The sequence below is a fragment of the Acinetobacter sp. 161(2023) genome (assembly GCF_037027805.1).
In the GTDB taxonomy this organism is placed as follows: Bacteria; Pseudomonadota; Gammaproteobacteria; order Pseudomonadales; family Moraxellaceae; genus Acinetobacter.
Window position 1 is genome coordinate 35647 of sequence record NZ_JAZEYD010000002.1, and the last position, 24765, is coordinate 60411.

A 24765-nucleotide genomic window follows, 5' to 3' on the forward strand; every position below is an offset into this window, starting at 1 on the left:
TATAAAATTGCTATCTCAACATGAAAGTTAATTGACCATCTGTTTCAGAAAATTCGAATGAATATAATTTCCCAAGCTCTGCCGGCATTTTCAGTAAATCATCTAAAGGTTGTTGCGTGGCTAAACAGGCCAATAGCTTAATCACGCCACCATGGGTAACAACCAATGCATGTTGCCAATTTTGCTTTTGCATATGTACAAGTAGTTCCTGAAAGCCTTTAAGCACCCTTGTTTGAAATTGCATTAATGTTTCTGCACGCGGTGGACAATATTGACTCGGTTTTTGCCAAAAATTTGCTAGTAATTCCGGTGAAGTTTCATAAATTTGCTGAGTTGAGATGCCTTCCCACTCACCAAAATACATTTCTTTTAAGTCATGGCTTAAAAGTAAAGGTAGCTGAGTTGTCTTTGCAAGTTGCTCAGCAAAACAAGCACAACGTTTTAATGAGGAACTAACAATCACATCCCATGGCTGATTTGTAACTTGCTCAATGGTTGACTGCATTTGCTGCCAACCTTTTTCCGTTAACTCATCATCCAAATGTCCACGTAAAGTATGGCTATATTGACTCTCGCCATGTCTGAGCAAATCAATTTTGAATTTACCCAATTTTATCCCCGCTTACGGCAGCTTGAGCAAAGGTAGCCATTTGGTTGTGTAATACACATGCCATTTTAACTAATCCTAAGGCAGCACCTGCACCACTGCCTTCACCTAAACGCAAATTCATTTTTAAAATCGGCTCTGCATTGAGTTCCTGCAAAATACGGCGATGACCATACTCTGCCGATTGATGGCCAAATAACATCCAATCACGTCCTTTAGGGTTCATTCGTACCGCGCATAAAGCAGCGACCGAACTAATAAAGCCATCTACAATGATAGGTAAGCCAATCTGCGCACATCGAATGTATGCCCCCACAATCGCCGCAATTTCCAATCCACCAACTGCACACAATGTTTTGAACGCATCACCAGTAACATGTTTGTGATGAAGCTCGATTGCTTGTTCAATGACTTCAATTTTATGTCTTAACTGATCGGCACCAATTCCTGTCCCGACTCCAGTTAATTGTTCGGCAGTATCATTTAATAAAAGACATGCTAAGGCAGAAGCAGAACAGGTATTTCCAATTCCCATTTCACCAGCAATATAAATATCTGCACCTTCGGCTTTAGCCGTATCTACACTATTTTTACCTAACTCTAAAGCAGCACGACATTCATCTGCATTCATTGCAGCTTGTTTGGCAAAATTTGCCGTACCAGCACGAATACAATGACGTTCAACGCCTGCGTATTCGTACGCTTCACCTACTGTACCGCAATCAATCACTTGCAAATGAGCTTGATGATATTTGGCAATTACACTAATTGCTGCCCCACCCGTCGTGAAGTTTTGCAGCATTTGACGAGTTACGGCTTGAGGGTATGCAGAGATATTTTCTTCAACCACGCCATGATCGCCCGCAAAAATGGTGATCCATGGATGGTTAACTTGTGGATGTGCATTTGACTGTAAACTGGCAAGTTTAACTGCTATCAGTTCTAAATCCCCTAAGGCACCAGTAGGTTTTGTGAGTTGGAGTTGATGTTGCTCTGCTTGTTGTTTTGCGTCCAAATTTGGTTGCTGTACAGACTCTAACCACCAGTTCATTTTATTTCTCACCTTTTAAAATCATTGGAAAACCCGCCACACAAAACACAACCTTATCTGCAATTTGTCCTAAAGCTTGATGTAATCTGCCTGCTTCATCGACAAAACGGCGGCTTATCTCACCGAGCGGGACAACCCCAAGTCCTGTTTCATTACTTACTAAAATTATTTCTGAATCAAGCTTAGGTAAAACTTTTAACAGCTGCTCACATTCAAATTGTTGAATACTTTGATCATCTAAAAGTAACAAATTGGTTAGCCAAAGCGTTAAACAATCCACCAAAATAATTTGATTAGGACTATCAATTTTTTGTAGAGCATTTGCTAAATATAATGGTTCTTCAACCAAAGACCAGTGAGCAGGACGCTGATTTTGATGGTGTTCAATTCGACTTTGCATTTCTGGGTCAAGCGCTTGCGCCGTAGCAACATAAGTCACAGCTAATTGCGTATTTATTACCGTTTGTTCAGCCAGTCGGCTTTTGCCAGAACGGGCTCCACCCAAAATCAGTTGCAACATGAATCACCTAAGAACAAATGCTGAGATGGATATAACTTACCTTGTAAAGTTTGAGCTTGATAATAACCAAATGTTAGATGCTCGAACTTAAGATCAAATTCAGCGTGTTTGTATTGTACAGGTAATTCAGAAATTTTATGTAAAATCAAATCACTACTATAGGCATTTTCATATAATCCCAAAGTGATATGCGGACAATACTCTAAAGCGGCAATTTCATGAGAAACTAAATCTAACTTTTGACGTATTTGAGATAAAATATTTTCGGTGTCTTGGATTTCTACAAATAAAGCACTAGTAAAACTATCAATTGAACCAATTTTTAATTGAAATGAGGAAAAATTCTCTTTTCTTAAGATTTCTCTTTGCTGCTCAAATTCACTCAAACTAAAGTCATCACTATAGAGTTCAGTTTCGTGTGTTAAAAATCCACATATAAACAGCGTGATATGATATTGACGGCTATTGGGTTCTAATAAGAATTCTGAAAAATGCGCGCGCAAGGCATCTAAATAATCAACTATTTTTTGATCATTAATTTCTAAATACCATAAAGCATAATTTTGGCGCCCAAAATGCCATTCGGGATAATCCCGTATAGAAGTTGGCACCATGAACGTTGAAGGTTTTAGCAGCACAGCTTTAATTCAAAATCATTCAATTTTCGTATTAAAGCATGTTTGGCTTTCAGTTGTAGAACATTAATTATTTAAACGAACTTAAGCATACTGAGTACGCGTGCTTTTGGAGTTGGTAATATTCATGTTTAAAGGCTGTTTGCCTTGTTCAGAAAATAAATATTGAACTAATTGCGTTAACTCAACTTCAAGTTGTCTTTTTTGGGCAGTACTCATATCCAATTTATGAATTTGCTGTTGTAAATGCTTAATCGCATCAGCCTCTTCAATTTCTAAATATTGAATCGCATAGGCATACCCTAGCGCAGCGCCTTTTAATAGGTTTTTATAAGGCAAATCATGACCTATATTCATCTCAATTGACGCAATTACTCTTTCATTATGAGTTAATTTGCGAAGTGGATCTCTTGCCACACGCTGACACGGGTCTTTAAAAGCATATTCACATGAGTCTAGAAAGCTCTGTGCCATGCGATCCAAATCTTTTGCATAGTTAGGTAATACAATTGCAAGCCCTTGCTTTACTTCTCTAATTAAGTTTTCTGCAAATGCTTTAACTGAATGATCACCCATAGCAACACCAATAGATTCATAACCTACTAAAGATGCGTACCAAGCAAGCATGGCATGCACGCCATTCCATAGACGGTTTTTGATTAATTGAATGTCCGTAATCTGATTAACCAAGACAACTTGACGTAACTTTTCGAGTAAAGGGCTGCCTTTTTCTACATAAATTGGCATATCCGTTTCGCTGTGAAACAGAATTAGATCCATGCTTTGTAATATATGACCTGGTTGGAAATTACGGCGCATGTTATCAACATATAAAGATGCCTGATTTTGCTGATCTTGGGAAAGTTTATTGCAATCTTCAATTTCGACTTGTTCTTCATGCTCCACATCAGATAAATGCTGTTCAAGAAAATGATGCTTAATGCGAAGCTGTCGATAGAGATTTTGATTAGACAATTTTGAAACCATACGGTTTACAACGGTGTCGCAAAAGTAATGTTCTTTTAAAATATGCTCAGTTACGTCTTCATCATTGGTTAACTCTAGTAGAGCTTCTCTAAGATGCTTCATCACCAAATATTTGGCGCCAACTTTATTTAAAATAATTAAAAAAGTTAACGGTTCTATACATGTTTCAAGTGGAGAGTTAAAACGAGCATATAATCCTTTTGCTATCATTTTTGACTCGGCCTCAATCGCTTGTTCAGGTAAGCAAAGTGCAATCAAACTTGAATGTGTATACATCTCTAACATTTGTTGTTCATTGTCAGAATCAACAATGGTCATATTCTCAATACGTTCATCATAAGAAAACTGCCCATAGCGAATACTATAAGTTCCAAATGCATTCACGGCTTCTCGAAAAAGACTATTACGTGTTGAAGCAATGATTTTCTTTGGTTTGGTGTATCCATCCCAATGTGACAAGATTTGCGCCATATAACCGCCACCGATAGCACCGAAACCGTGTATCCCAACCGTCAGTTGATTTAGGCTTTGCGGAAAAGATTCCTGCATCTCTGGCATATCCATAACAGGAATAAATTGGTCGAGATCAGTTAACAAGTCATACATCTGATCGTAATAAAAATCGGCTTTTTCCAGCATTTCATCATTTGGTTCTTTAATATCTTTTAATAAAATCGTCAAACCTTTTGAAGTGTGAGCTGAAGTTAAACCATTTTCAGAATCTTCAAACATAAGACACTGATTAGCATCCAAGTGAAGTTGACTAGCAGCTTTTAAAAAGATTTCTGGATGCGGCTTTCCTTGTTCTACTTCATCACCACAGGTAATCACATCAAAAAACTTATAAACATTCGCATTAATTAAATATTCTTCGGCAATTGCTCTGCGGCTTGAAGTCGCAACAGCCATTCTTAAACCAGATTTTCGTAAACGTTCTAAAACTTGAACCAAACCTTTCTTAATCGGTACGCCGTGTTTTCGAATATATTCGAGTTCCATCTCATCGGCTCTTTTTCGTATTTCTTTATAGGGAACATTTACGCCATATAAACGTTGAGCCAATTGTTCAGCAGTAGTTGCACTTAAACCTAAACATTGCATTAAATATTCGTGTGAAAATTCCTGTCCAATGAGTTCTTGAGATGCATGTTGCAATGTTTGAAACCGCAACCTCTCAGTATCAAACATTGTCCCATCCATATCAAAAATTGCTCCATGAACAGGTTTTCCATGAAAAATAAGCACGCTTTTACCTCTTTTTTGATCATGTTTTATTCAGGGTATACAAAAAATTGGTTAAAAAGGCGGGATATTAATAAATGAAACATTAGTGGTTATTTTTTAATCAAAAATATAAGAGATCTGTTACTGAACAGAGTTAAAACTCTAAAAAGGTTGAACAATATAAATAAGTATGAAGCTAACTGTAAATACAAGAGTGGCAAGCCATCCTCGCTTGCCACTCTTGGTTTATTCTTTTTGTTGCGCTGATAGTATTTATTTTTCTTAGTTCCATTTACCGCTACTTGAACCTGCATATTTTTATAATGTCTCGCAGGTGTCACATACCAGGAATCAACTCACCTTTCGCTATTCTCATTGTTGGTGCTTCTGGTATAACTCTAAAATTCGTAAGAAAATGAGCATGAACGAATAGAATATAAGATTGATATTACAACCAATGTCTTTGCTCCTTTAGGAAATAGCTACATCGCCATTAACAATAATGATAATCATTTTCATTTAATAGTTCAAGCTTTTTCTTCACTATTTGTGCTTCTCTCTTTTTTAAAAAAGATCTGCAACAAAGTATTTTCTCAATATAGATAGAGAATCATGGTTAGTTCTTAAAGTATGTTTTTCAGTCATTATTATTAATCAAGCACATCAACAAATTGAGCATTTAAAAGCTGAGCTAAATCTTTTGGATTTAAACCAATATCCAGCCCTCTTTTTCCACCACTTACATAAATTTTATTAAAGTTTTGAGCTGATGCATCAATGACAGTTTTTAATCGTTTCTTTTGGCCTAAAGGACTAATCCCTCCTACTAAATATCCTGTTAAACGTTCGGCATCTTTAGGATTAGCCATCTGTAATTTTTTACATCCAAACGCCGTAGCTACTTTTTTTAAATTTAATTGGTGATTAACTGGCAAGACAGCAACGAAATAATTCTTATCGTCACTTACCATTAGAGTTTTAAATACTTCGTTTACATCTAAATCTAATTTTTCGGCTGCTTCTAATCCAAAACTTTTGGCATTTGAATCATGTTCATATTCATGAATAGAAAAGTCGATTTTATTACTTTTTAACAATCTACATGCAGGAGTCATGATAAGTGGTGTTATAGATGAAATTGTTTCGATTATAGTTTTTTTAAAAAATTTTTAAATTTGCTTAGGCTATTTATAAGAGTTACATAAAAATTCAAACAGCAACTGAAGAAAAAATAATCTCAACTTGATATTCGTTGCTCGACTCCATATATTTTATTTAGATTTGAAGTCTGAGCTGACAATTTTATGAGTTATAAACACAACAATCTGATGGCAATGCGTCACCGTTTTTGGGATGAATCTTCAGATTCTGTATTAAATGAAAAGCAATTTTTACAGCAGACGTTAATTGAACAAGGTATTTTTAATAACGCAACTCTTGATGATGTTAAGTACTTCTTTTATACCCTTCCTAGCATCATTATAGTAAAAGCTCATGCACTTGGTTTTATGCATGATTCAGTCAAACAGATGTTATTGCAACATATTCAGACCAATCGCCTGCATTTGATGCAGAAATCTGAATTAAAGATTCAATTTAAAATGTAATCCATTTTGTTATCAAAGATCTGTTTTATCTTAGTTTTACTCATCTGAATTGTTTTAATTTCTTAAATTTTCAAATTACTTAGGCTATTTAAGAATTATTGGAATAAAGATGACCGTTTCGGCCTATCATTCAGTCTGAGAGAACTATTTTAATACGCTCAAAACATGTAATATTCGTTACAATTTTAGATCACCAGCGTTTGGCTGCATGATGCGCATAGGATTCTATTTTCATGTCAAATCAGAAAGATAAGCTTAAGAGTTTAAAAACTTCTTCCATGGATCGACGCTTATCAATCGCGAAAGCTTCTTTACTTGCAGGAACACGTTGGGCAACTGCAAGTGCCTCTTCTTTATTTTCTAATGAAGAAGAAAAAGAAAAGAAACGTAAAAAAGCGATGAGCGAACAAGCTAATTATCTGGTTTCTGAAATAGGTAAACTTAAGGGTTCTATTGTTAAAATTGGCCAAATGATGGCTCTTTATGGTGAACACTTTTTACCAGAAGAAATTACACAAGCATTAAATACCCTAAATAACCAAACTGTTGCCTTAGATTGGCCTGCAATTAAGCCACATCTACAAGAGCAACTGGGTGCTAAATTAAATGATTTAACGATTGATCATGAACCAATTGGTACTGCATCTCTCGCACAAGTACATCGTGCAACACGTAAATCAGACGGCTTAGAGTTAGTTTTAAAAATCCAATATCCTGGCGTTGCAAATGCAATTGATTCAGATATGAGCTTGTTTAAAAACATGCTTAAACTGACACGTATGGTTCCACAAACCCGTGAATTTGATCAGTGGTTTGATGAAGTACGTGAAATGATGCATCGCGAAGTTGACTATGATGTTGAAGCTGCCACTACCCGTCGTTTCGGTGAACGCTTAAAAGATGACGAGCGTTATATTGTTCCGACAATTATAGATGAATACTGCACCAATCAAGTACTTTGCATGACTTTCGAACGCGGTGTTCCAATCAATAGCCCTGTGATGTTGTCTTTGCCTCAAGAGCGTCGTAATCAACTCGGCGAAGCTTCCCTTGAAATTGCAGTTCGTGAAATTTTTGAATGGGGTGAAATGCAGACTGACCCTAACTTTGGTAATTACCTTGTTCGTTTGGGTAATGGTCAAGACGTTCAAGACAAAATTGTGCTATTAGATTTTGGTGCTATCCGTCAGTTTGATGAACACTTGTTATCGGTTGCACGTAATTTAATTCAGGCAGGTTATCAGCATGATAAAAATGCGATGGTACAAGCCATGACTGGATATGAGTTTTTTGATGCAATGCCTGAAAGTATTAAACCCGGCATGGCCGATGTCTTTTTAATCGCGACAGAAGCATTTAGTACCCCTGCAAATAATCCAGATATGCCCGCTGGCCTTATGGATGAACATGAACGTTATGACTGGAAGAAAAGCCAATTACATAGCCGTGTTATGCAGCAAGCAAGTAAATCAATGGCGTCACGTTATTTCTCGGTTCCTCCAAAAGAATTTATGTTTATTAGCCGTAAGTTTATTGGGGCCTATACGTTTATGACAGTTATTGATGCAAAAACAAATGTGCGACGTATGATTCGTAACTTTGCTTAATTTAATAAAGGACTAGAATGATTCCATGTCATTCTAGTCAATACCTCTCAATACACCCAATCATTAAATAATTTTAAACAAATAAAATCAAAAACTTATAATTTTATTATTTTCTATTTGCCATTTATCTACTCATTTTTTGAATGTCAGTAACGACATAGTTTTTTAATATGAGGCGTGTCAGCATAAAACAATAACAACGTGTTAGGACACCATAATCATGACAAGTATGATCAATAAAGCTCAGGGTTTGGGTTTATCGCTGATCACCAGATTGGCTGGTAGCGATGTACTTGATCAACTCAAGTTGCGTAAATTTGTTGAAAAATCTCTTTATCAAGGTTCAAAAGCTGGTTTTAAAGTATTAAGCCAGACTCAAAAAGCATTTAAACCAAAACAGATCTCCCAACAGCGATTACCTCACCAACAAAAAAATCTATTTGATTTGAGCCTAACTGAAGAACAACAAATGACCTCTGATGCAATGTCTCAATTTGCTCAAGAGGTTTTATTAGGATTAGCACACGAAGCTGACCAGAATGCTCAGTTTCCTGAAAGTCTTTGGCAATATGTTGAGGAGCTAGGTCTTAACTACTATGCACTTCCAGAGGCATTAGGTGGTGTCGCAACCGAACAAAATATTGTGAGTAATCTATTAATAGCTGAAAAACTAGCTGAAGGTGATTTTAGCCTCACAGCAGGGTTACTCAGTACATTTAGCGTTATCAATGCAATCACACGTTGGGGTTCTGCTGAAGTTCAGTCAATGTATCTACCATGTTTTGCAGAAGACTCAGACATTACAGCAACCTTTGCAGTTCAAGAAGCAACTCCAGCATTTAATCCTTATGCTTTAAAAACAAAAGCATCACTTGAAAATGATCAGTTTTTTATTGATGGCGAAAAAACATTAGTGATTTTAGGTGATTTAGCTGATGTATTTTTAGTAAGTGCAGACTTTAACGGTAAGCCAGACGTATTTGTCGTGCAATGCAGTGACACAATTTCAATAAAAAACACTCCAGCCATGGGTCTTAAAGCCACAGAAACAGCAACTCTTCGCTTTAATCACACTCCTGCTCTACGCTTAGGTGCAACAGACTTTGATTACACTGCTTTTTTAGATTTGGGTAACTTAATGTGGTGTGCAATAGCTGTAGGTACATGTGAAGCTGTAAAAGCTTATTGTATTAAATATGCCAATGAACGAACTGCATTCGGTGAACCAATTTCTCATCGCCAAAGTGTCGCTTTCATGATTGCAGATATGGTTATTGAAATTGATGCGATGCGTATGTTGATTTTAAATGCGGCAAGTCTTGCAGAGTCAGGCAAGCCATTTCACCGCGAAGCTTATCTAGCCCAACTACTTTGTGCTGAAAAATCCATGAAAATCGGTACAGATGGTGTGCAAATTCTTGGTGGACATGGTTTCACAAAAGAACATCCAGTTGAACGCTGGTACCGTGATTTACGAGCTACTGCAATTTTACAATCTGGCTTACATGCTTAAATGATCAATCAGAGGATACTTTAATGAATTTACAAAATCCTAAAAAATTCAAAATGATGATTGATCAAGCACATGATGTTGCGATCAATGTTTTACGCCCTATTTCTCGTAAATATGATAAAGCTGAGCATGCGTATCCCAAAGAGCTGGATATGCTCGCTTCACTCATTGATGGTATGAATGAAGGTGGTGAAGGTATTAATGCTGGAGCTGCAGGTGCTGGAAAGCGCGGTGATACAGACAGTGAGGGTATTCGTAACGGAACCAACATGTCGACTGCTCTTGGAATTATTGAGATGTGTTATGGCGATACAGGCTTATTGCTGAGTATGCCACGTCAGGGGCTTGGGAACTCAGCAATTGCTGCTGTCGCAAATGATGAGCAATTAGAGCGGTTCAATGGAACATGGGCAGCAATGGCAATTACTGAGCCAGGATGTGGCTCTGACTCTGCTGCTATCCGCACCACTGCAACCAAAGATGGTAATGACTATATTTTAAATGGTGAAAAGATTTTTGTGACCTCTGGCGAACGTGCAGACTCAGTCGTTGTTTGGGCCACGCTTGATCGCAAACTTGGACGTGCAGCTATTAAGTCATTTGTGGTACCTAAAGGTACACCGGGAATGAAGGTTGAACGTCTCGAACATAAATTAGGAATTAAAGCTTCAGATACGGCAGTGATTAGTTTTATTGATTGCCGTGTGCCAGCCGAAAACCTTTTAGGTAATGCCGAAGTAGATGTGGCTAAAGGTTTTGCTGGAGTAATGGAAACTTTTGACAATACTCGGCCTCTAGTCGCTGCAATGGCAATCGGTTGTGCTAAAGCTTCACTAGAACGTATTAAAGAGATTTTTAAAGACCAACTCGATCCTAATTACTCTACCCCTTACCTGCATGCTTCGAATCTTGCAGCGCAAATTTACCGTATGGAAGCTGAGTGGGAAGCTGCTCGCCTACTCATGTTAAAAGCAACGTGGATGGCAGATAACAAAAAGCCAAACTCTAAAGAAGCTTCTATTGCGAAAGCGAAAGCTGGTCGTGTGGGTAACGAGATTACTTTAAAATGTGTCGAACTGGCTGCAAGCGTTGGCTATAACGAAGATGAGTTACTTGAGAAATGGGCACGTGACTCAAAAATTCTCGATATCTTTGAAGGTACTCAGCAAATCCAGCAATTAATCATTGCCCGCCGAGAACTGGGTAAATCTTCTAGCGAACTAAAATAATAATTAAGGGAAATTTTCCCTTCTTTTATTAGCTTTATGTCAAAAACTAAAAAGCCCTCTAGTTTAATCGCTAGAGGGCTTCGTATTTCAGGAATTAATATTTTTATTTATTCGGTTGTACTGTCTAAGGCTTTATCAACTACACCAAATTTCTTAAAGATTTTTGCACGTCGTTTTGGTGAAATATTTGCTTTGTTTAAATCACCTTTATAATGATCAAAAACTCGCTTATCCATTATTTTAAACCACAATGAAGGGATTAATGTTGGTAGTAACATACTTGCATAACCGCTTGGCAACTCTGGCGCCTCATCAAAATGACGCAATGCTTGGAAAGGACGAGTCGGATAAGCATGATGGTCTGAATGACGCTGCAATTGGTACAAGAATAAGTTTGTTACTACGTTATTGTTGTTCCAGCTATGCTCTGGCATTGTGCGTTCATATTGACCATTTTCTTTTTTCTGACGTAATAAACCATAATGCTCAATATAGTTAATAATTTCAAAAAGACTAATGCCATAAAATGCTTGCGTCGCTAAATATGGAATTGTACTTTTACCAAAAATTCCAACCATAGAACCATGAAAAGCAGCAGTCATTCCCCAGCCTTGTAATAGTTCATTATCTGAAGACCAGAATTCTTTACCTTTACGTTTTAAACGATTTTTTTCAATTTCTATTGCAGACTTAAAAGAACCAATAACAGTACGTGGCCAGAACTCATAGAATGTTTCACCCATACGTGATGAAGCTGGATCTTCTGGTGTTGCTGCACGCTTATGATGGCCGTAAGGATGCTCAATACGGAAATGATTATAGCCAGTTGGAACTAAAGCAAGATGAGACAGAATATGGTCTATACGATCATGCTTATGACTTAACTCATGGGCTGTATTAATCGCAATACCATTGATTGCACCCATTGAGATACCAAGTAAAATCTTATCAATAAAAGATGTTGTTTTACGACTTGTTAAATAACATGCATAAACATTCGCAGCATACTGTAGAGGGATAAAGCTCTTCACAAGACGTGAGTAATATGGATCTTTTTCTAAAAGCTTAATTTCTTCATCTGTCGGATTTCGAGCATCTTTCCCAATAATAGTATCAATTGCAGGAATCACGACATGTAATAAAAGTGGACCACCTAATGCGAAGACTTTCTTCAAAGGGCGTGGACCAAACTGATAACCAGCTAAAATAGCTAAACCGATAGCAGGTAAAGCAGGACTAATCATCCATAAAAAGCGTTTGCGATCTATTTCACGCATAGACGCAGGCACTGGCATAAGTTCGTGCTGAACATTTACTGGTGCATTCATAGCTATATTTCCTTTTTCTATATGTCTATATAGTTAAAGAAATAGTGTTTAGTTAACAGTAGTAACTGTCCAAAAAACCTATGTTAAAGTCTTTGGCATTTTCTTCCACTTTTCTGTCCTAAAAACACATGTTGATCTATTCTTATAGCTCACTATAATTTTATTAAAATAATGATTGATCATTTAAATATGGATGCACTAAGTAAATTTTTTGATGATATTCACCTGAATAAGTCTGAATACATCTATTTAAAAGCGCAAGGAGAATGGGCTTTTAAAACACAAGATCAATCTGCTTTACTTGCTTATATTGTTTTAACTGGTTCTGTATATATTCAACTTAACACTTCAGAAAAAATAACTGCGACTGCTGGCGATATTATTTTAATTCCTTCAGGGAAAGCACATAGTGCGACTGACTCAAAATCAACAGCGAGTAAGTTGGTAGATTCTTTAGATATAACGTCGCTTTTTAATGGTCATAGACAAGACGCCATCGAATTTGGTACTTCATCTCCAGATAATACATTATTGCTATCTTTACGCTGCCAAATCGATACTCATATGGCTGGGCCACTTATTAATGCCCTGCCATCCATCATGCATATTAAGCATGAAAATCAAACCACTCCACCCGAATGGCTACAAATTGGGCTTTATTTTTTAGCAATTGAAACTCAAAAAATCAGGCCAGGTCACGACAAAATTATTGATCACTTAGTCAGTATTTTGCTCATCGAATGCATTCGCGATCATATTCAACAGATGACAGATCAACAAAACTGGTTAAGTGCTTTAACTCATCCTGAACTGAGCAATGCGTTATCTGCTATTCACAGCCAACCTGAAGTCACATGGACAGTTGAATCTTTAGCTGAACAATGCTGTATGTCACGTTCTAAATTTGCAAATTTGTTTAGTAGCATTATTGGTGAGCCACCTCTAACTTATTTACAGCATTATCGTTTCCGTTTAGCCAGTCAGTATTTACGTACAAGTAACTTATCAATTCAGCAAATATCAAATAAGGTTGGCTATTCATCCGAAACAGCATTTAGTCAGGCATTTAAACGAATTTTTGATTTATCTCCTAAACAATATAGACAGCAATATATTGGAAACAGCTTAGATTAACTGCCAATAAAAAAAGCGCCGAGGCGCTTTTTTTATTGAATCAAATTATTATTTAATTTTCGCATGTGATTTTAAATATTGACTGTAATCTTCCAATATTTGTTGACCACGCGATTGACGATAAAGTTGTTTTAACTGCTGTAACTGATCAGCTGGAATCGCATTTACAGCAGATGAATTTACATTTGACACTGCAACAACAACCAGCTCATTTGGTAAGTTCGCTGTCGTAACAGACCACATACCAGCCTTAGGTGGAGCTGCGCTAAATGCTGCACGCTCAATTTCACGCTTTAATCCCTGTGAACGACTAAATACGCCAGCCGATTCAAATGCCACTTTATTTTTAGCAATAACTTGATCTGCTGGTTGAGTCTTAAATTCAGCCAACATTGTAGCGATTTTTGCTTGAACAGCTTTACGCGCTTTTTCATCAATAACTTTTGCTTTCGCTTCATTCATCGCTTGTGCTAAAGGTTTTACACCAGCAGCATGATAATCACGTACTTTAACCCATACCGTATCACCATTCGCTAACTGAATATTAGACGATGCATTACGGTCACCATTTTTTACGTCATCATTAAATAACTTAATTTTAACGCTCGGATCACTTAAGTATGGATTTTGTGTAGCTAAAGTCACTCCATTTAATGATTCAACTTTTGTACCCTTTACTTCTTGTACAATGCCTTCTAAAGAATCATTACCCACTACCGTTTCATTTAAGCTATTTACCGAGTCAGAATAAACAGTCGCAACTTTATTCTTCTCAACTTCCGCTAGTAAACGAGCTTTTTCAGCTTCGAATGAAGGGATCTGATTGGCTTGATTTTCTGCCTCAATAATATGATAACCATATTGAGTTTTTACTGGTTGTGAAACTTGTCCATTTTTTAGGCTTAGTACAGTTTTATCAAACGCATCGGAAAAAACACCTGGCGCATATGCTTCAACTAAACCACCTTTTGCTTTTGAACTTGGATCTTCAGAGAACTGAGACGCAGCTTTTGCAAATGCTAGGCCGCCTTGAATTTTTGCATATACTTCATTTGCAAGTTTTTGAGCTGCCGCATCATCACGAGCATCTGTAGTAATTAAAATATGCTTCACAGTTCGTTTAGCATCTTTTTTCTGAGTTTCAACAAACTTGCTATATGCCTGCTGGAGTTCAGCCTCAGTTGCAGGAGCTGGTTTAGCCATCATTGATGGAGACAGAACAACATAATCCACATCAACAGAAGCCTGTTGTTTAAACTCATTTTGATGTTTGTTGTAATAATCTGTAGCTTCTTGATTAGATGCAGTTAAACCTGTTTTATAACCATCTAATTTAATACTAGCCAAATGTAATGTACGTTGTTCAGTTTGCAAATTCGCAATTTGCATTAAATCAACTTTACTTACCAAGGAATAATCAGAAAAAGTTGAAGTTAGCATTTTTAAAGCATGATCTTGACGAAGGCTAGATATTAAGCCCTGACTTGTCATACCAATAGAACGTAAATAATTTTCATAGAGTTTTTGCGAGAACTGTCCATTCTCTTGCAAACTAGGCTGCTGAGCTAACATTTGCTCAATTTGAGTATCACTCAGTGAAATACCTAATTTTTCAGCTTGTTGAATTAATAAATTACGCGACACCAAAATATCGAGTGCTTTAGCCTGAATAACAGGCAAATTAAGTAAACTCTCATCACCTTTAACAGCAGCTAAGTATTGTTTTTTGTAAGACTGAGTTAAAGTTTCGAGGTCTTTCTTAGATATTTCTTGGCCATTTACTGTTTTTGCAACATCAGCCTTGTTTCCCCTATTAAAATATCCTTCAATACCTACAAGTGCTAAAGGGGTCAAAAACAAAATTAGAAGGACTTTGCCGAGCCAACCCTTAATGACTGTACGAAACGATTCCATAAGTATTCCAATATTTTATTTCGAGGCGAATTTTAACTGAAAAACCACAATCAATGAATGAGCAATATTGGTCAATTCAGATTTTTAATAAAAAACGCGCCTATATTGGCGCGTTTAATCATCTTAAAAGATTAAGCTACTGAATCTTTAAGACCTTTACCCGCTTTGAAGCTAGGTACTTTTGTTGCTTTAATTTGAAGCTCTTCACCAGTTTTAGGGTTACGACCAGTACGTGCAGCACGCTCTTTAACACTGAAAGTACCAAAACCAACTAAAGTTACTGTGTCACCTTTTTTAAGTGCTTCAGTAATTGACGCAATTGTCGCATCGAGTGCCTTGCCTGCATCAGTCTTAGATACTCCCCCTTTTTCAGCAATTGCATCGATTAATTCTGATTTATTCATGAATAAAACATCCTCTTAATATCGTTTGTTTAAGGTCCAAGGCTATAGTTTAAAAGGCCATGACGCCTTTATAGCAATGCTTTGGGGGAAAACGCAATACTAGAGCAGGGCTTTTAGCGAAAATAAATGCTAAAAAACTGTTATATATTTGCTAAATCCCAACATTTTTTACTTTTTATTCAATTTTTCTTTCAACTGCTGGTTTTCTTCTATTAAAGCATCCACCTTAATATGAAGCTGTACTAAGAGCTGTTCAATGTGCTGTAAATCCTTTGGAGTGACCAATCCAATCCGGTTTAAAGAATGGTTAACACTGGTATCAAGAATTTTCTCTACTTTATCTTTTGTTTCAGATACAGATTCTTTCGCTTTTTCTGTGACTTTGCCTACAGTGTTATCTGCTAAGTCTCCAGTTTTTGACTCTAACTCTTCTCCTACCTTTACCAAAGAGTCGAATAGCTTGTTACCCTCTTCTTCTGCGCGTGAAAAAGCTCCTAGCCCAGCTAACCAAATTTGCTTGGTATACTTTCTAAAATCCAAAGCCGACTTTCTTGAACTTTTTGATTTTAATTTATTTTTTTCTTCTAACTCTTCTGCCTGCGTATCTATATTTGCATTATCCATTAATCTAAACTCCTAATCAGATGAGAGAGATGATGACTGATTTGACCACAAAATATTTCTATAATATCAAAGTAAAGACTTGATCCATTTACAAAACTGTTCTACAAAGCAATTAAGTCATGTAAATATATTTAACAGGACATTTATTAAAGTTTGGGATAGGATGTCCCATTCTTCGGTTAACTGCTATTTGTAAGGATAAACTTTTATGAGTGAAACGCAACAAAGACAAAAACACCCCCGTCTGTTGCTGAATATTGTTCTAATTATTTTAGAAACTTTCTTTTCATTTATTCTCACCCACGATGGTGTTCTTCGCTTGCAAGCGAAAAAGTTTATTTCAAACAAAACAACTATTCGTATCAATAGCTACCTTCCTTTTTTTGACTTTTATGTTCAATTTACAGAAAAGGGTTTGTTGTTCGATATCCACTCTTTTGACCGACGTATTGATCTTGAAATCAATAGTACGCTTATCGATTTGATTAAGATTTTCGCTTTTTCAAACCAGCGCAGTCTTAAAAACATGCGCATTGATGGTGATGCAGAAACCAAGAAAGAGTTATTGGATTTAATTTCTCATCTTACTCTGCCTAAACTATTAGCTGACTGGAAGCAATGGTTTAACACCCCTGATGATGAAGCTGAAACTCTTGCTTCACGTAAACGAATTGCCCCATTGCTTGAAAAAATTGATCAACAACGTTCAGAAATCAATTCACTTCATGTCGAAATCAAACAATATCAAAATCGAATTACTCGCTTACAGCAGCGTCAACGTAATATTAACTTCGCCTTTGGTATAATTAGCCTAATATTTATTGTTTATTTCATATATAATTTGTGGGCTGCTTAAATTAATTTTTTCCTTTTGTTCCTGCACTTGAATTAAAAATAAAAAAACTTGACTATTTTAGTCGGGATTCATAAAATCCTATTATCTAGTCTTAACATGTGTATCGAATCATGCGCCTTACAACTCGCGGTCGCTACGCAGTGACTGCTCTACTTGATTTAGCTTTGCAGCCAACTGAACAAACGATCACGCTCGCCGAAATTGCCGCTCGCCAATCCATTTCAGTTGCTTATTTAGAACAGTTATTCGCAAAACTTAAGCGTCATGGCTTAGTTTCTAGCGTTCGTGGTGCAAATGGTGGTTATCATTTGGCTCGAAATGCTGATGAAATTACTGTGTTAGAAATTATTGAAGCTGTAAATGAAACTGTTGATGCAACACGTTGCGACCACAAAGCTAACTGCCAAAATGGTGCAATGTGTCTCACACACGATTTATGGCAAGAACTCTCTCATCATATTGCCGACTATTTAGCAAAAATCTCTCTTGCCGACCTCATTAGCCGAGACAACGTTCAAACTGTTGCATTACGCCAAAATGTGACTGGCATAGATTCAGCTCTTTTATCGGGTACAGGTATTTGATATGAAACGTCCAATTTATCTTGATTACGCAGCAACCACTCCAGTAGATCCGCAAGTTGCAGAACGTATGATGGAGTGTTTAACTTTCGACGGTACCTTTGGTAATGCTGCATCTCGTTCCCATGCTTATGGCTGGCAGGCAGAAGAGAAAGTTGAATATGCACGTGAGCAAGTTGCAAATTTAATCAAAGCTGATCCACGTGAAATCGTTTGGACTTCTGGTGCAACTGAATCAGATAACCTTGCCCTAAAAGGTGTAGCACAATTTTATGCATCTAAAGGCAAGCACATTATTACAAGTAAAATTGAACACAAAGCTGTTCTAGATCCTTGTCGTGAATTAGAAGATCAGGGTTTTGAAATTACTTATTTAGAACCAGAACCACAAACTGGTTTAATTACCCCTGAAATGGTAAAAGCTGCCCTTCGCCCTGATACTGTTCTTGTTTCTCTTATGATGGTAAACAACGAAATCGGTACAGTTACAGATGTAGCAGCAATTGGTGAATTAACACGTGCCAATAAAACGTTCTTCCATGTAGATGCTGCTCAAGCTGCTGGTAAAGTCGAAATCGATTTATCTACCATGAAAATTGATCTTATGAGTTTCTCTGCTCATAAAATTTATGGTCCAAAAGGTATCGGTGCATTATATGTACGTCGTAGCCCACGTGTTCGTTTAAAAGCACAAATTCATGGCGGTGGTCATGAACGTGGTATGCGCTCTGGTACTTTAGCAACTCACCAAATTGTTGGTATGGGTGAAGCTTTTGAACTTGCTGGCAAAAGAATGCACGCAGAACAAGAACGTATTCGTAAACTACGTGACAAACTTTGGAATGGTTTACAAGACCTTGAACAGGTTTTCTTAAACGGCCATCCAACTCAAAACGTTGCTAACTATTTAAATGTCAGCTTTAACTTTGTTGAAGGTGAATCTCTAATGATGGCACTTAAAGATGCTGCTGTATCAAGTGGTTCCGCTTGTACTTCTGCAACTTTAGAGCCTTCATACGTTCTTCGCGCATTAGGTTTATCTGATGAGCTAGCGCATAGCTCGATCCGCTTCAGTTTTGGTAAATACACAACTGAAGAAGACATTGATCATGTGCTTATAATTACCAAAGCCGCTGTTGAGAAATTACGTGAACTTTCTCCGCTTTGGGATATGTATAAAGAAGGTATCGATCTTTCTACAGTTGAATGGGCTGAACACTAATTCATTGAAATTAGTGTTTTTACCCTCATATTAATATTAGGCTGACCCCGAGGTTTGGAGAAGCGACATGGCTTATAGCGAAAAGGTAATTGATCATTACGAAAATCCACGTAATGTTGGTGTTTTAGATAAAAACTCTGAAAATGTTGGTACAGGTATGGTCGGTGCACCTGCATGTGGTGACGTAATGCGTTTACAAATCCAAGTAAACGATAACGGTGTGATTGAAGAAGCACGCTTTAAAACTTATGGTTGTGGTTCTGCAATCGCATCAAGTTCTCTTGTAACCGAATGGTTAAAAGGCAAGACTCTTGATGAAGCTCAAACCATCAAGAATATTGATATTGCGACTGAGCTTGCACTTCCACCAGTAAAAGTCCACTGTTCTGTATTAGCTGAAGATGCGATTAAAGCTGCGATTGAAGATTACCGCACTAAAAAATCTAAAGCGTAATTTGTTACCATTCTAAACGTTGGAGTTTTCATGATTCATTTAACTGAAAATGCTGCGACTCATATTAGCAATTACCTTAAAAATCGAGGTAAGGGTGAAGGCATTCGCGTGGGTGTGAAAACTTCTGGTTGTTCTGGGTTGGCTTACGTTCTTGAATTTGTTGATTCTGTCGATGAACATGACGAAGTTTTCGAACAATTTGGCGTTAAGGTATTTGTAGATCCAAAAAGTCATGTGTATTTAGAAGGCTTAGAAATGGACTACGTCAAAAATGGCCTTAATGAAGGGTTCGAATTTAACAATCCCAATAAAAAAGGTGAATGTGGTTGCGGTGAGTCTTTCACTGTATAACCCTTCTCCTTCCATCTCTCATTAAAACAGTGACTTTTATAGCACTGTTTTAATGTATTTAATTAACGTGGACCTCCTTTCTAATGAATCATTTTGAGTTGTTCAATTTACCCGTAGAACTCGATATCGATTTGGCGAGCTTAAAATCTAGTTTCTTGAATTTGCAGCAGCAACATCATCCTGATAAAGCAGAAGATAAAAATCAGGCTTTGATCAAATCAAGTGAAATCAATCAAGCTTTTAAAACACTATCGCAAATAGACAGCCGCGCCGCTTATCTTTTAGCATTAAAAAAGCAAGACCATCACCTCGATCAATCTATTAGCGATTTTGAGTTCTTACAATCAGCTTTGGAACTTCGTGAACAACTTGATGAAGCAACCTCACAAGAGCACCTAAGCACTCTTAAACAAGAAGTGTTTCAGTGGATAGAGAGTTTAGTTCGCGAATTTAAAATTGATTACTCAGATGAAGACTGGAGTGAAGCTCGAGATACTGTACGTAAATTACGTTTCTTCCAGCGCGTTCTTAACGATATTGAAAAAGCAGAAGATCAAATGTTGGATGACGAAGACAACTTTGATTTAGACGACGATTTTTAATTTTGCTTTTTCCAAATTATATTCAAGGGATTTAACTCATGGCACTTTTGCAAATTGCTGAACCGGGTCAATCCAGTGCCCCACATCAACACCGCATTGCGATTGGTATCGACCTAGGAACAACACATTCTTTAGTTGCGACAGTGTTATCAGGCAAACCTAAAGTACTCAATGACGAAAAAGAAAGAAGACTCCTTCCTTCTATTGTGCACTATGGAAATGATGTAATTCACTATGGTGAAGAAGCAAAGCCTTTCCTTATTGCCGATCCTAAAAATACAATTGTTTCTGTAAAACGGTTTATGGGTCGTTCAAAAGCAGATATCAAATTTCAACATCCATATGAATTAATGGGTTCTGAAAATGAGATGCCGGCTTTTGAAACACGCGCTGGTCGTAAAACCCCTGTTGAAATTTCTGCTGAAATTTTAAAACAATTAAAAGACCGTGCTGAAACTAGCCTACAGAATCCAGTAAATGGTGCTGTTATTACTGTTCCTGCCTATTTCGATGAAGCTCAACGACAAGCAACTCGTGATGCAGCACAACTTGCTGGCTTAAATGTATTACGTTTATTAAATGAGCCAACTGCTGCAGCTGTGGCTTATGGTTTAGATCAAGAAACTAATTTAGCTACAGATCATAACTATGTAATTTATGATTTAGGTGGTGGTACTTTTGACGTATCAATCTTGCGTTTCTCACAAGGTGTCTTTGAAGTTTTAGCTACCGGCGGCCACACTGCATTAGGTGGTGATGATTTAGATCGTCTCATTGTTAAATGGGCTAAAAAGCAATTAGATATTGATACTTTGAGTGATGAAGCATATGCCGTATTTATTGTTGCTGCTCGTCAAGCAAAAGAACAATTATCTACGCAAGAATCAGTTCAGTTAAAATTACTTGAAAATGTACTAACACTTGATCGCTCAACTTTTGAAAGCATTATTCAGGTTGCTTTAGATAAAACAATCAGTGTTTGTAAGCGTGTTTTACGTGATGCAAAACTTGAATTATCAGATATTCAAAATGTTGTTTTAGTGGGTGGTTCTACCCGTTCGTATGCTGTTCAGCAAGCAGTTCGGAATGTCTTTAATCAAGAACCACTTTGCACGATCAACCCTGATGAAGTAGTTGCAATTGGCGCATCGATTACTGCCAACCAATTAATTGGAAACAGTCAAGACGGTTCATTACTTTTAGACGTAACTCCTCTTTCACTTGGTTTAGAAACCATGGGTGGATTAGTAGAGCGTCTTATTTCACGTAATACCGCTATTCCTGTTGCTCGTCGTCAAGAATTCACAACTTATCAAGATGGCCAAACAGCCATGCTTATTCATGTGGTTCAAGGTGAACGAGATTTGGTAGAACATTGTCGTTCATTAGGAAGATTTGTCCTTCATGGCATTCCTCCAATGACTGCTGGTCAAGCACGCATTGAAGTTACCTTTCAGGTAGACGCAGATGGTCTACTTACTGTTTCGGCTCGTGAAACAACTTCAGGTGTACAGGCTCAAATTGATATTAAACCATCTTATGGGTTATCAGAATCTGATACTGAACGTTTATTAGTTGAAGGATTCCAACACGCGGAAGAAGATAAAAACCTGCGTCATTTAAAAGAAACCAAAGTTGAAGCACAACGTGAACTCGAAGCTTTAGAACAAGCTCTCAAAGTCGATGCTGATTTACTTAATAATGAGCAACTTGAAGCACTTAAAACTGCTGAGAATTTGCTAAAAGTTCAGCTTGAAGGCAATGATATTCAAGCAATTGAAAAAGCTGTAGAACAACTTAAAGTACATAGTGATGCTTTTGCCGCACTACGTATGAATCGACATATTGACCACGCCCTAAAAGGTACAAAACTTGAAGATTGGTCAAATTCAAACTAAAGGTATAGGTGATCAATATGCCCCGTATTAAAGTACTTCCTCATGCTCAATTTTGCCCTGAAGGCGCAGAATTTGAAGTCGAACAAAATGCAAATCTTTGTCAAAGTTTGCTCGATCGAGGAATTAAAATTGAACACGCTTGTGACATGTCGTGTGCTTGTACAACTTGTCACGTAGTCGTTCGCAAGGGTTTTGACAGCCTAGAAGAAATGGATGATGTTGAAGCAGATCTTCTAGATCGAGCTTGGGGTCTTGAACCAGATTCTCGTCTCTCTTGCCAAGTGAAGATTGTTGATGAAGATTTGGAAATTGAGATTCCTAAATACACAATCAATCACGCTTCCGAAAGTCATTAAAATAGAAAAGCTGCTTTTAAAAGCAGCTTTTTTTTTGCTTCCCATTTTAAGCTTTAAACTTGATCTTGTTGATCAATTTCAACAGGTTTAACTTCATCTTCTAGTCTTAACCGTGCAATGCCTTGAGTATTAATTAAAGTTTGTTGAACTTTAAGCCGTTGAATCATTTTTTCAAGCACTTCTACTAATTCAGGATATTCATAGTTTTGTACTTCTTCTAAATTAAGTACTAAATGGAAGCCTTTATACTCATAGTCGAACCATTGCTGATGATCTGACTTATTCCCTGTGTATTTCTCCATTACTTGCCATGTCTTCACAGCCCCTTGAATACCTTTTAAGTAAATTGGGGTTTTTGGAGCACAAAGAAAATCACTTTTAATTAATTGATAAGTATCATCTGAAATTAAAATTTCATCAATTTCAGCAGCATATTGTAAACGAGCAGCTAAATTCACATCACGACCCACAATAGTATAAGCCATACGATGTGTTGCCCCATAATTCCCTACGTGGCAGTAACCAGTACTAATTCCCATGCGAATATGTAAGGCTGAGTAGCCCATTTTTTTCCAACGCTCACGCAGTAATTTCATTTGCTGACGCATAGCGATTGCCATTTCTACACAGGCTTTTGCATCTTGCTCTACACCCTGAGAATTGGGATCACCAAAAAATATGAGGATGGCATCCCCCATAAATTTGTCGACGGTAGCTTCATACTGCTTGGCAATTTCAGTCATATGGCTTAAATAATCATTAAGTAAAAAAGCCAAATCATCTGGAATTAAAGTTTCAGATAACTCTGTAAAGCCTTGAATATCAGAAAAAAATACAGTCATTTTTTTTCGTTTATATTCAATTTTTGCTTCCGCTTCACCGCGCATGATAGATTGCCACAGCTGTAGTGGTGCATAACGACTTAACTGATTAGCAAAAGCAATATACCGCGTCATTTGATCATAATAATGTTGACGCTGCTGACTGATCTTTTTAACCCAACGATGTTGGTAGTAATTCCCAATGGTAATAAACATAACCAAACCTAAGAGCGTAATTACAGTTAACTCTTGGCTAGTAGGTTCAAAATATGTATAAAAACCAAATAAGAAAAACGTACTTAAATAAAAAATAATCGCGCCTAGTAGGCTCGTCAAACAAATGACTGCGAAAGAAATACGGCTATTAATTGCAGAATAAAATAATGCAAATACTGCAATAAATGTAGGCACCAAATTAAGATGCAGACCCGCCAAGGTAACTGCTACGACAATTGCATCAATTGCAAAAAAGACACTTTTTTGAGTTTTCTTATCAAATTGGTATTGAAGCCAATGTTCTAACTTCGAACTAATAAAAAGTAAAAACAGAAAAAAAGGAGGAATGTAGATCTGATAATTTGTATTAGGTGAGGTAAAAGCATAGATCACTAAAATTAAGGACAGAATTGAATATCCCATCAAGCGATGAAAATATGCAAACTGCTTAGGCTCTCTATCGATAAACCTCTCTAATTGCACCCTATCCTCCACACCTCAATGTAGCCACATTCATATAAATGTGGCGTTGCATCGATTAATCCATGCGCCAATCAAAAGGCATATCACCTTGACCACGTAAAGCAAGCATAAGGGTTTGACGCATATGAGCCAGCACATCATTTGTGTATGGAACTGCAGGTGTGCCCCAAACTGGCTTAGGCCATGCAACATCATTTTGATAACGCACGACATGATGGAAATGCAACTGAGGTACCATGTTACCTAGAGCTGCAACGTTCATTTTATCAGCACGGAATACTCGAGCTAGCTGGCTAGACAACCAACTTGATTCACGTAAAAACTGTTCTTGATCAGCTTGACTCAATTCATATAATTCTGTGATTCCCGGCACACGAGGGATTAAAATCAGCCACGGGAATTGCATATCATTCATTAAACGACATGTTGAAAGCGGAAAATCGCCTACAAAAAAAGTATCTTGAGCAAGTTGTGGATGCAAACTAAACATATCTTTTATAAATGACAATAAACAATAATGGCTAATACTATCACATCAGTT

25 protein-coding genes are annotated in these 24765 nt (G+C 37.1%); 13 read left to right on the top strand and 12 right to left on the bottom strand.

The window, feature by feature from the left end; translation table 11 throughout:
* Positions 1-10: 10 nt before the first annotated feature.
* From WA249_RS01875 to ybaK, 6 genes are all read right to left on the bottom strand, one after another.
* Positions 11-610 (bottom strand): histidine phosphatase family protein, encoded by a 600-nt coding sequence (locus WA249_RS01875; RefSeq protein WP_336166176.1) that lies wholly within the window; start codon positions 608-610, stop codon positions 11-13.
* Positions 603-1658, bottom strand: coding sequence for a nicotinate-nucleotide--dimethylbenzimidazole phosphoribosyltransferase (gene cobT / locus WA249_RS01880; protein ID WP_336166177.1), 1056 nt, complete (start codon positions 1656-1658; stop codon positions 603-605). The genes WA249_RS01875 and cobT overlap by 8 nt, the downstream gene beginning before the upstream one ends.
* 1 nt (position 1659) lies before the next feature.
* Entirely contained in the window at positions 1660-2178 is a 519-nt protein-coding gene (cobU, locus tag WA249_RS01885) for a bifunctional adenosylcobinamide kinase/adenosylcobinamide-phosphate guanylyltransferase (protein ID WP_336166178.1), read from the bottom strand.
* Entirely contained in the window at positions 2166-2792 is a 627-nt protein-coding gene (locus WA249_RS01890) for a 2'-5' RNA ligase family protein (protein ID WP_336166450.1), read from the bottom strand. Before WA249_RS01890 ends, cobU begins: the two co-directional genes overlap by 13 nt.
* 105 nt (positions 2793-2897) lie before the next feature.
* A complete protein-coding gene (gene mtlD, locus WA249_RS01895; protein ID WP_336166179.1) occupies positions 2898-5045 on the bottom strand; it encodes a bifunctional mannitol-1-phosphate dehydrogenase/phosphatase in 2148 nt (715 codons plus the stop codon).
* Positions 5046-5674: 629 nt separating this feature from the next.
* Positions 5675-6139, bottom strand: coding sequence for a Cys-tRNA(Pro) deacylase (gene ybaK / locus WA249_RS01900; RefSeq protein WP_336166180.1), 465 nt, complete (start codon positions 6137-6139; stop codon positions 5675-5677).
* A 189-nt stretch (positions 6140-6328) separates the two neighbouring features.
* Between ybaK and WA249_RS01905 the strand changes: the two genes are divergently transcribed.
* The 4 genes from WA249_RS01905 (at position 6329) to WA249_RS01920 (ending at position 10980) form a co-directional block, all read left to right on the top strand.
* Complete coding sequence (locus tag WA249_RS01905; RefSeq protein WP_004792622.1) at positions 6329-6631, top strand: hypothetical protein; 303 nt, start codon at positions 6329-6331, stop codon at positions 6629-6631.
* 233 nt (positions 6632-6864) lie between these two features.
* Complete coding sequence (locus WA249_RS01910; protein WP_336166183.1) at positions 6865-8238, top strand: ABC1 kinase family protein; 1374 nt, start codon at positions 6865-6867, stop codon at positions 8236-8238.
* Between the two features lie 229 nt (positions 8239-8467).
* Positions 8468-9751: an acyl-CoA dehydrogenase family protein gene (locus WA249_RS01915; RefSeq protein ID WP_336166451.1), complete on the top strand. Its 1284-nt coding sequence runs from the start codon at positions 8468-8470 to the stop codon at positions 9749-9751.
* A 23-nt stretch (positions 9752-9774) separates the two neighbouring features.
* Positions 9775-10980: an acyl-CoA dehydrogenase family protein gene (locus tag WA249_RS01920; protein WP_336166184.1), complete on the top strand. Its 1206-nt coding sequence runs from the start codon at positions 9775-9777 to the stop codon at positions 10978-10980.
* 107 nt (positions 10981-11087) lie between these two features.
* Here the strand turns inward: WA249_RS01920 and WA249_RS01925 are convergent, their stop codons facing one another.
* On the bottom strand, positions 11088-12308 hold the full coding sequence (locus tag WA249_RS01925) for an alkane 1-monooxygenase (RefSeq protein WP_336166185.1): 1221 nt from the start codon (positions 12306-12308) through the stop codon (positions 11088-11090).
* A gap of 189 nt (positions 12309-12497) precedes the next feature.
* On the opposite strand from WA249_RS01925, the gene WA249_RS01930 reads away from it, so the two are divergent.
* Positions 12498-13442, top strand: coding sequence for an AraC family transcriptional regulator (locus tag WA249_RS01930; RefSeq protein WP_442891947.1), 945 nt, complete (start codon positions 12498-12500; stop codon positions 13440-13442).
* 48 nt (positions 13443-13490) lie between these two features.
* On the opposite strand, the gene WA249_RS01935 is transcribed toward WA249_RS01930, so the two are convergent.
* From WA249_RS01935 to WA249_RS01945, 3 genes are all read right to left on the bottom strand, one after another.
* The gene (locus WA249_RS01935) at positions 13491-15356 is read right to left on the bottom strand and encodes a SurA N-terminal domain-containing protein (protein WP_336166187.1); all 1866 of its coding nucleotides are present in this window, start codon (positions 15354-15356) and stop codon (positions 13491-13493) included.
* Positions 15357-15487: 131 nt separating this feature from the next.
* Positions 15488-15760 carry an HU family DNA-binding protein gene (locus WA249_RS01940; RefSeq protein WP_001043034.1) on the bottom strand — a complete coding sequence of 91 codons (273 nt, stop codon included), beginning with the start codon at positions 15758-15760 and terminating at the stop codon, positions 15488-15490.
* 168 nt (positions 15761-15928) lie between these two features.
* Entirely contained in the window at positions 15929-16384 is a 456-nt protein-coding gene (locus tag WA249_RS01945; protein WP_336166189.1) for a phasin family protein, read from the bottom strand.
* A gap of 208 nt (positions 16385-16592) precedes the next feature.
* On the opposite strand from WA249_RS01945, the gene WA249_RS01950 reads away from it, so the two are divergent.
* The 8 genes from WA249_RS01950 to fdx all read left to right on the top strand — a co-directional run bounded on the left by WA249_RS01950 (position 16593) and on the right by fdx (position 22704).
* Positions 16593-17240 carry a hypothetical protein gene (locus WA249_RS01950; protein ID WP_336166191.1) on the top strand — a complete coding sequence of 216 codons (648 nt, stop codon included), beginning with the start codon at positions 16593-16595 and terminating at the stop codon, positions 17238-17240.
* A gap of 110 nt (positions 17241-17350) precedes the next feature.
* Positions 17351-17824 (top strand): Rrf2 family transcriptional regulator, encoded by a 474-nt coding sequence (locus WA249_RS01955; protein WP_016138261.1) that lies wholly within the window; start codon positions 17351-17353, stop codon positions 17822-17824.
* Between the two features lies 1 nt (position 17825).
* Positions 17826-19043 (top strand): IscS subfamily cysteine desulfurase, encoded by a 1218-nt coding sequence (locus WA249_RS01960; protein ID WP_336166192.1) that lies wholly within the window; start codon positions 17826-17828, stop codon positions 19041-19043.
* A gap of 67 nt (positions 19044-19110) precedes the next feature.
* The gene (gene iscU / locus WA249_RS01965) at positions 19111-19497 is read left to right on the top strand and encodes a Fe-S cluster assembly scaffold IscU (protein ID WP_003651560.1); all 387 of its coding nucleotides are present in this window, start codon (positions 19111-19113) and stop codon (positions 19495-19497) included.
* Positions 19498-19527: 30 nt separating this feature from the next.
* Positions 19528-19848 (top strand): iron-sulfur cluster assembly protein IscA, encoded by a 321-nt coding sequence (iscA, locus tag WA249_RS01970; protein ID WP_004792648.1) that lies wholly within the window; start codon positions 19528-19530, stop codon positions 19846-19848.
* An 83-nt stretch (positions 19849-19931) separates the two neighbouring features.
* A complete protein-coding gene (gene hscB, locus WA249_RS01975; protein WP_336166194.1) occupies positions 19932-20450 on the top strand; it encodes a Fe-S protein assembly co-chaperone HscB in 519 nt (172 codons plus the stop codon).
* A 38-nt stretch (positions 20451-20488) separates the two neighbouring features.
* Positions 20489-22348, top strand: coding sequence for a Fe-S protein assembly chaperone HscA (gene hscA, locus WA249_RS01980; RefSeq protein WP_336166197.1), 1860 nt, complete (start codon positions 20489-20491; stop codon positions 22346-22348).
* Positions 22349-22365: 17 nt separating this feature from the next.
* Positions 22366-22704, top strand: coding sequence for an ISC system 2Fe-2S type ferredoxin (gene fdx, locus WA249_RS01985; RefSeq protein WP_004792653.1), 339 nt, complete (start codon positions 22366-22368; stop codon positions 22702-22704).
* A gap of 53 nt (positions 22705-22757) precedes the next feature.
* On the opposite strand, the gene WA249_RS01990 is transcribed toward fdx, so the two are convergent.
* Together WA249_RS01990 and WA249_RS01995 are read right to left on the bottom strand one after the other, a co-directional pair.
* Positions 22758-24224: an adenylate/guanylate cyclase domain-containing protein gene (locus tag WA249_RS01990; RefSeq protein WP_016138265.1), complete on the bottom strand. Its 1467-nt coding sequence runs from the start codon at positions 24222-24224 to the stop codon at positions 22758-22760.
* 55 nt (positions 24225-24279) lie between these two features.
* Positions 24280-24714, bottom strand: a complete 435-nt coding sequence (locus WA249_RS01995; protein ID WP_004792657.1) for an HIT domain-containing protein — start codon at positions 24712-24714, stop codon at positions 24280-24282.
* Between the last annotated feature and the right edge of the window lie 51 nt (positions 24715-24765).